This window comes from Micromonospora sp. NPDC049580 (assembly GCF_040675595.1).
GTDB lineage: Bacteria > Actinomycetota > Actinomycetes > Mycobacteriales > Micromonosporaceae > Micromonospora.
Window position 1 is genome coordinate 1 of record NZ_JBFAPG010000349.1, and the last position, 6,833, is coordinate 6,833.

Here is a 6,833-nt window from a genome sequence, read left to right on the forward strand (position 1 = left end):
CACATCGCGGTGCACCGGGCGCGGAAGGTCTGACGAGGTTACGGGCGCTCGGCGTGCGCGCCGAGGTCGGCGAGCTTCGCCTCGAAGTCCTCGTAGCCCCGGTTGATCAGGTCGACGCCGTACACCCGGGAGGTGCCCTCGGCCGCGAGCGCCGCGATCAGGTGGCTGAAACCGGCCCGCAGGTCGGGGATGACCAGGTCGGCGGCGTGCAGCTTGCTCGGCCCGGCGATCACCGCCGAGTGCTTGAAGTTGCGCCGGCCGAAGCGGCACGGGGTGCCGCCGAGGCAGTCCCGGTAGACCTGGATGTTGGCGCCCATCGAGTTCAGCGCCTCGGTGTAGCCCAGCCGCTGCTCGTAGACCGTCTCGTGCACGATCGACAGGCCGCGGGCCTGGGTCAGCGCCACGACCAGCGGCTGCTGCCAGTCGGTCATGAAGCCGGGGTGGACGTCGGTCTCCAGCGCCACCGCGTTCAGCTCGCCGCCGGGGTGCCAGAAGCGGATGCCACCCTCCTGGCCCGGGTCGCCCAGCTTCGGCGGCCGGGTGTCGGTGACCTCGTACTCGCCGCCGACGGACCGGAAGATGTTCAGGAAGGTCATCATGTCGGCCTGCTGCGCGCCGAGCACCTCGACGTGGCCACGGGTGGCCAACGCGGCCGCGGCCCAGCTGGCGGCCTCGATCCGGTCGGGGATCGGCCGGTGGGTGTACCCGTGCAGCTTCGGCACGCCCTGGATCTCGATCACCCGGTCGGTGTGGACCTTGATGATCGCACCCATCTTCTGCAGGATGCAGATCAGGTCGATGATCTCCGGCTCCACCGCGGCGTTGCGCAGCTCGGTGACGCCCTCGGCCATCACCGCGGTCAGCAGCACCTGCTCGGTGGCGCCGACGCTCGGGTACGGCAGGGCGAACTTGGTGCCGTGCAGGCCGTTCGGCGCGGAGAGGTGCAGCCCCTCGGGCCGCTTGTCGACAGTCGCGCCGAACTCCCGCAGCGCCTGCAGGTGGAAGTCGATCGGGCGCGGGCCGATGTGGCAGCCGCCCAGATCCGGGATGAACGCGTGCCCGAGCCGGTGCAGCAGCGGCCCGCAGAACAGGATCGGGATCCGGCTCGAACCGGCGTGCACGTTGATCTGGTCGGTGCTGGCGCTCTCCACGTTCGCCGGGTCGAAGACGAGCTCGCCGTCCTCGGCGCCGTCGGTCACCTTGACGCCGTGCAGACCGAGTAGACCCCGGACCACCTCGACGTCGCGGATCTTCGGCACGTCGAACAGCCGGCTCGGGCTGTCGCCCAGCAGTGCGGCGACCATCGCCTTCGAAACCAGGTTCTTCGCGCCGCGCACGCGGATCCGCCCTTCGAGCGGAGTGCCTCCATGCACGATCAGGACGTCGTCGGTCAACGCAACCTCCAGCGCTTCGGTGCTGCTGTGTTGATGGTGGGGAGCCTGAACTCTGTCGCTACCCCGGATGCGGCCATATCGAAACGGCCCGCTTGCGTCCTCGCCCCGGCAGCATAGCCCTCGGTGACGAAAAAGGACTCGGTCACACCAGCGTGTGTGGCATTAATCGGTGATCCGGCACTTTTGCGTACCAAGGGCGTCACGGATCGTGATCACGCACCCGGCAGGGCGAGCATCTGGTCCAGCGCCACCCGGGCGTGGTGCGCGGTGTCGGCGTCGACAGTGATCTGGTTGACGACCCGGCCCGCGACCAGCTCCTCCAGGGCCCAGACCAGGTGCGGCAGATCGATCCGGTTCATGGTCGAGCAGTAGCAGACCGCCTTGTCCAGGAACATGATCTGCTTGTCCGGGTGGGCCAGCGCCAACCGGCGGACCAGGTTCAGCTCGGTGCCCAGCGCCCACGCCGAGCCGGCCGGCGCCGCCTCGATGGTCTTGATGATGTACTCGGTCGAACCGACGTGGTCGGCGGCCGTGACCACCTCGTGCCGGCACTCCGGGTGGACCAGCACGTTGACCCCGGGAACCCGCGCCCGCACGTCGTCGACGCTCTCCAGGGTGAACCGGCCGTGCACCGAGCAGTGCCCTCGCCACAGGATCATCTTGGCGTCCCGCAGCTGCTCCGGCGTGAGCCCGCCACCGGGCTTGTGCGGGTCGTAGAGCACGCAGTCGTCCAGCGACAGGCCCATCTCCAGCACCGCCGTGTTGCGGCCCAGGTGCTGGTCCGGCAGGAAGAGCACCTTCGAGCCCTGCTCGAACGCCCAGTCCAGGGCGCGCTTGGCGTTGGACGAGGTGCAGACCACGCCGCCGTTGCGGCCGACGAAACCCTTGATGTCGGCCGAGGAGTTCATGTACGTCACCGGCACGGTCTCGCCGGCGATGCCCAGCTCGGCGAGCGTGTCCCAGGCGGCCTCGACCTGACCCAGCACGGCCATGTCCGCCATCGAACAGCCGGCCGCCAGGTCGGGCAGGATCACCCGCTGGGCGTCCGTGGTGAGGATGTCGGCGCTCTCGGCCATGAAGTGCACGCCGCAGAAGACGATGTACTCGGCGTCCGGCCGGGCGGCGGCCTCCCGGGCCAGCTTGAACGAGTCGCCGGTCACGTCCGCGAACTGGATCACCTCGTCGCGCTGGTAGTGGTGCCCCAGCACGAAGACCTTGCTGCCCAGCTTCGCCTTCGCCGCCGTGGCACGGGCCACCAGATCCGGGTCGCTGGGCGCCGGCAGGTCGCCCGGACACTCGACGCCGCGCTCGGTGTCGGGGTCGCTGCCCCGGCCGAGCAGCAGCAGAGCCGTCGCCGTGTTGGAGGGTTCCACCCAGGTCGAAGTCACGTAGCCCATGGTCCCACAGCGCGAGCGCGCCGCAGCTCCGCTCGGTGTGGGCTGCCACACTGCTCGACATGCGCGTGCTGCTCTGCCCCGACAAGTTCGCCGGCACCCTGCCCGCACCGGAGGTCGCCGCCGCGGTGGCGGACGGCTGGCGCAGCGTCGCCGACGGTGACGACCTGCTGATCCGGCCACTCGCCGACGGCGGCCCGGGCTTCGTGGAGGTGCTCGCCGAGGCGCTCGGCGGCCGGCGGGTGACGGTGTCGACAGTCGACCCGCTGGGCCGGCCGACGGCCGGTGAGATCCTGCTCACCGCCGACGGCACGACGGCCTACCTGGAGAGCGCGCAGGCGTGCGGCCTGCACCTGCTCTCCGCAGCCGAGCGCGACCCGAAGACCACCACGTCGTACGGGCTGGGTCTGCTGGTGACCGCCGCCGTGGAGAGCGGGGCCCGGACGGTGGTGATCGGGCTGGGCGGCTCCGCCACCAACGACGCCGGCGCCGGCATGCTCACCGCGCTGGGCGCGACCCCGCTCGACGCCACGGGTGCGGCGCTGCCGTACGGCGGGGCGGCGTTGGCCCTGGTCGACGCCCTCGACGGCGCTCCCGGGCTGCGCGGCGCCCGGCTCGTCGCCGCCACCGACGTGGACAACCCGCTGCTCGGCCTGCACGGCGCGAGCAACGTGTTCGGCCCGCAGAAGGGCGCCGACCGCGCCGACGTCCTGCTGCTCGACGCGGCCCTGGAGCGTTTCGCGGCGGTGCTGGAGCGGGACCTTCCCGGCTGCCCGCCGGGGCTCGGCGCGCTGCCCGGCGGTGGGGCCGCCGGCGGCCTCGGCGCGGCCATCCTCGCGCTCGGCGGCACCTGCGAGTCGGGCATCGGCCTGGTCACCCGGGCCACCCGGCTGGACGCCGCGCTCGACACCGCCGACCTGGTGATCACCGGGGAGGGGTCCTTCGACCACCAGTCGCTGCGCGGCAAGGTCGTCGCCGGGGTGGCCGGGGCCGCCCGGGACCGTGGAGTGCCCTGCGTGGTGGTGGCCGGCCAGGTCAGCACCGGCCGACGGGAGGCCGCCTCGGCGGGGGTGACCGACGCGTACAGCCTGGTCGAGCACTTCGGTGGGGAGCAGGCCGGCGGGCTCGACGCCGCGCTGAGCCGTCCCGCCGACGGGCTGCGCGAGCTGGGCGCCCGACTGGCCCGGCAGTGGAGCCGCTGAGCGCTCGGCCCACCCGGTCCAGGCCGTCTCGTCCGGGCCGACCTGGGGCGCTGGTCCCGCCACGCGGGTACGTCCGGCCGGGGCGGCGTACGATCGGAACTGGACCACAACCGGGAATCACTGGACGGCGCGCGGCGTTGGCCAGTGCGTCCGGACCCAAAACCGCGCAGGGAGACTTCCACGTGACCACGCCAGCGCAGACCGAGTCGACCGAGGCCCAGGCCCCTACTTCCGTCGTCCTCACCGACGTCGCGGCGCAGAAGGTCAAGGCCCTGATCGAGCAGGAGGGCCGCGACGACCTGCGGCTCCGCGTCGCGGTGCAGCCGGGTGGCTGCTCCGGCCTGCGGTACCAGCTCTTCTTCGACGAGCGTTCGCTCGACGGTGACGTCGTCAGCGACTTCGGTGGCGTCGAGGTCGTCGTCGACCGGATGAGCGCCCCCTACCTGTCCGGCGCGACGATCGACTTCGCCGACCGGATCGACGCCCAGGGCTTCACCATCGACAACCCCAACGCGGGCAACTCCTGCGCCTGCGGCGACTCGTTCAACTAAGTCGCGCACCACGCACCACGCACCACCGACGACGGGGCCGTCCTGCGGGACGGCCCCGTCGTCGTGTCGGGGTGACGGTGGGAGCGGTCCCGGGTGACCCCGGCGGACGGGTGGACGGGCGGTTGCCGTTGCCCGACCGACCGGACACGTCCGGGTTGCCGGGCCGGTAGGCTGACCGCGCCCTGCTCCCGACCCTGAGGGTTGACATGAAGATCGCCGTGACCGGCTCGATCGCCACCGATCACCTGATGAGCTTCCCGGGTCGCTTCGCCGACCAGCTCATCGCCGATCAGCTGCACAAGGTTTCCCTCTCCTTCCTGGTGGACGACCTGGTTCTCCGCCGTGGCGGGGTCGCGGCGAACATCTCCTTCGGCATGGGGCAGCTCGGGATGCGCCCGGTGCTGCTCGGGGCGGTGGGCGCGGACTTCGCCGACTACCGCTCCTGGCTGGAGCGGCACGGCGTGGACTGTGACTCCGTGCACATCAGTGAGGTGGCGCACACGGCGCGGTTCGTCTGCACCACCGACACCGACATGTGCCAGATCGCGTCGTTCTACGCGGGCGCGATGAGCGAGGCGCGCAACATCGAACTGGCCCCCGTCGCCGACCGGCTCGGCGGGCTGGACCTGGTGCTGGTCAGCGCGAACGACCCGGAGGCGATGCTGCGGCACTCGGCCGAGTGCCGCAGCCGTGGGTACGCCTTCGCCGCCGACCCCTCCCAGCAGCTCGCCCGGATGCCCGGCGAGGACGTGGTGGCGCTGATCGAGGGCGCCGAGTACCTGATGACCAACGACTACGAGAAGTCGCTGCTGCAGAGCAAGGCGCAGCTGACCGACGACCAGCTGCTGGACCTGGTCAAGGTGCGGGTCACCACGCTGGGCAAGGACGGCGTGGAGATCGCCGGCCGCGGCATCGACCCGATCCACGTGCCCATCGCCCGGGAGATCCGGGCGGTCGACCCGACCGGCGTGGGCGACGGCTTCCGGGCCGGCTTCTTCACCGCGCTCTCCTGGGGCCTCGGCCTCGAGCGGGCCGCCCAGGTCGGCTCGCTGCTGGCCACGCTGGTCCTGGAGACGGTGGGCACCCAGGAGTACGACGTCCGCCGCGACCTGTTCGTCAAGCGCCTCGCCGAGTCCTACGGCGACACCGCCGCCGACGAGATCCGCCCCCACCTCCTCCCGTAACCCGACCCACCCCGCCCCACCCCGGCGATCTTGCACGTCCTGTCGCTGTTTTGCGCCTTCTGCGCGGTTTTGTCCGCGCAGAAACTGCAAGATCGCGGGGGTGAGGGATGGGTCAGTGGGTGCGGCGGATGTCGTAGGCGGGGCCGTCCGCGCCGGTCACCGCGCCGAGGAACTCCTGGCCGCGCATCCGACACCAGGCGGGGATGTCCACCGCCGCGGCCGGATCGTCGGCGAGCACCCGGACCACCGTGCCGACCGGCACCTGCGGCATCCGGCGGGCCGCCGCGATCACCGGCAGCGGGCAGCGTTGGCCCCGGCAGTCGATCACCTCGTCCGGCATCGTCACAGTCCCACCACCCCGGCGTCGGCGCGCAGCCCGGCGACGATCCCGGGCAGCTCGGCGAGGAACCGCTCGACGTCGGACTCGGTCGTGTCCCGGTGCAGGCTGACCCGGACGTTGCCGTGCGAGAGCACCCCCATCGCCTCCAACACGTGGGACGGCCGCAGCGTGGACGACGTGCAGGACGAGCCGGACGACACCGCGAACCCCCGCCGGTCCAGCGCGTGCAGCAGCGTCTCGCCGTCGACGTACAGGCAGGAGAAGGTCACCAGGTGAGGCAGGCGCAGCACCGGGTCGCCGACCACCTCGACGTCGGGCACCTCCGCCGACACCCGCGCCCGGATCCGGTCCACCAGCGGCGCCAGCCGGGCCCGCTCGGCCGCGGCGTCGGCCGCCGCCGCGCGCAGGCTCGCCGCCGCCGCCACCACCGCGGGCAGGTTCACCGACCCGGGGGTACGCCCACCCTCCCGCTCGTCGGCCGGCCAGGGCGACTCCCAGCGGGTGCCCTTGCGGACCGCCAGCAGCCCCACCCCGGGCGGCCCGCCCCACTTGTGTGCGCTGGCGCTGAGCATCGACCAGCCGGCCGGCAGGGGCACCCGCCCGACCGACTGCGCCGCGTCGACGTAGAGCGGCACCCCGACGTCGGCGCAGACGGCCGCCGCCTCGGCGACCGGCTGCACGGTGCCCACCTCGTGACTGGCGGTGATCAGCGCGGCCAGCGCGACCCCGGGCGTCTGGACGGCCGTCGACCAGGCGGCCAGATCCAGC

General features: G+C 72.4%; 7 protein-coding genes. 3 read left to right on the top strand and 4 right to left on the bottom strand.

Translation table 11 applies throughout. The features are described 5' to 3' along the window. Positions 1-38 precede the first annotated feature (38 nt). On the bottom strand, positions 39-1,394 hold the full coding sequence (murA, locus tag AB0J68_RS23515) for a UDP-N-acetylglucosamine 1-carboxyvinyltransferase (protein WP_308195384.1): 1,356 nt from the start codon (positions 1,392-1,394) through the stop codon (positions 39-41). Between the two features lie 212 nt (positions 1,395-1,606). Then, entirely contained in the window at positions 1,607-2,782 is a 1,176-nt protein-coding gene (gene nadA / locus AB0J68_RS23520) for a quinolinate synthase NadA (RefSeq protein ID WP_363940486.1), read from the bottom strand. Positions 2,783-2,850: 68 nt separating this feature from the next. Between nadA and AB0J68_RS23525 the strand changes: the two genes are divergently transcribed. The 3 genes from AB0J68_RS23525 (at position 2,851) to AB0J68_RS23535 (ending at position 5,725) form a co-directional block, all read left to right on the top strand. Continuing rightward, positions 2,851-3,990: a glycerate kinase gene (locus AB0J68_RS23525; protein ID WP_363940487.1), complete on the top strand. Its 1,140-nt coding sequence runs from the start codon at positions 2,851-2,853 to the stop codon at positions 3,988-3,990. 182 nt (positions 3,991-4,172) lie between these two features. Next, positions 4,173-4,541, top strand: coding sequence for an iron-sulfur cluster insertion protein ErpA (gene erpA / locus AB0J68_RS23530; protein WP_234587006.1), 369 nt, complete (start codon positions 4,173-4,175; stop codon positions 4,539-4,541). 206 nt (positions 4,542-4,747) lie between these two features. Beyond that, positions 4,748-5,725: a carbohydrate kinase family protein gene (locus tag AB0J68_RS23535; protein ID WP_363940488.1), complete on the top strand. Its 978-nt coding sequence runs from the start codon at positions 4,748-4,750 to the stop codon at positions 5,723-5,725. A 112-nt stretch (positions 5,726-5,837) separates the two neighbouring features. Here AB0J68_RS23535 and AB0J68_RS23540 read toward each other — a convergent pair whose 3' ends face one another. Beyond that, the gene (locus AB0J68_RS23540) at positions 5,838-6,071 is read right to left on the bottom strand and encodes a sulfurtransferase TusA family protein (RefSeq protein ID WP_354861572.1); all 234 of its coding nucleotides are present in this window, start codon (positions 6,069-6,071) and stop codon (positions 5,838-5,840) included. Next, positions 6,068-6,833, bottom strand: a 766-nt coding sequence (locus AB0J68_RS23545; protein ID WP_363940489.1) for an aminotransferase class V-fold PLP-dependent enzyme, incomplete at its 5' end; no start/stop codon positions are given. The genes AB0J68_RS23540 and AB0J68_RS23545, both read right to left, overlap by 4 nt.

Excerpts from the sequence above, each read along its gene's own strand:
- AB0J68_RS23525 (WP_363940487.1), top strand. The coding sequence starts at position 2,851 with ATGCGCGTGCTGCTCTGCCCCGACAAGTTCGCCGGCACCCTGCCCGCA.
- AB0J68_RS23535 (WP_363940488.1), top strand. The coding sequence starts at position 4,748 with ATGAAGATCGCCGTGACCGGCTCGATCGCCACCGATCACCTGATGAGC.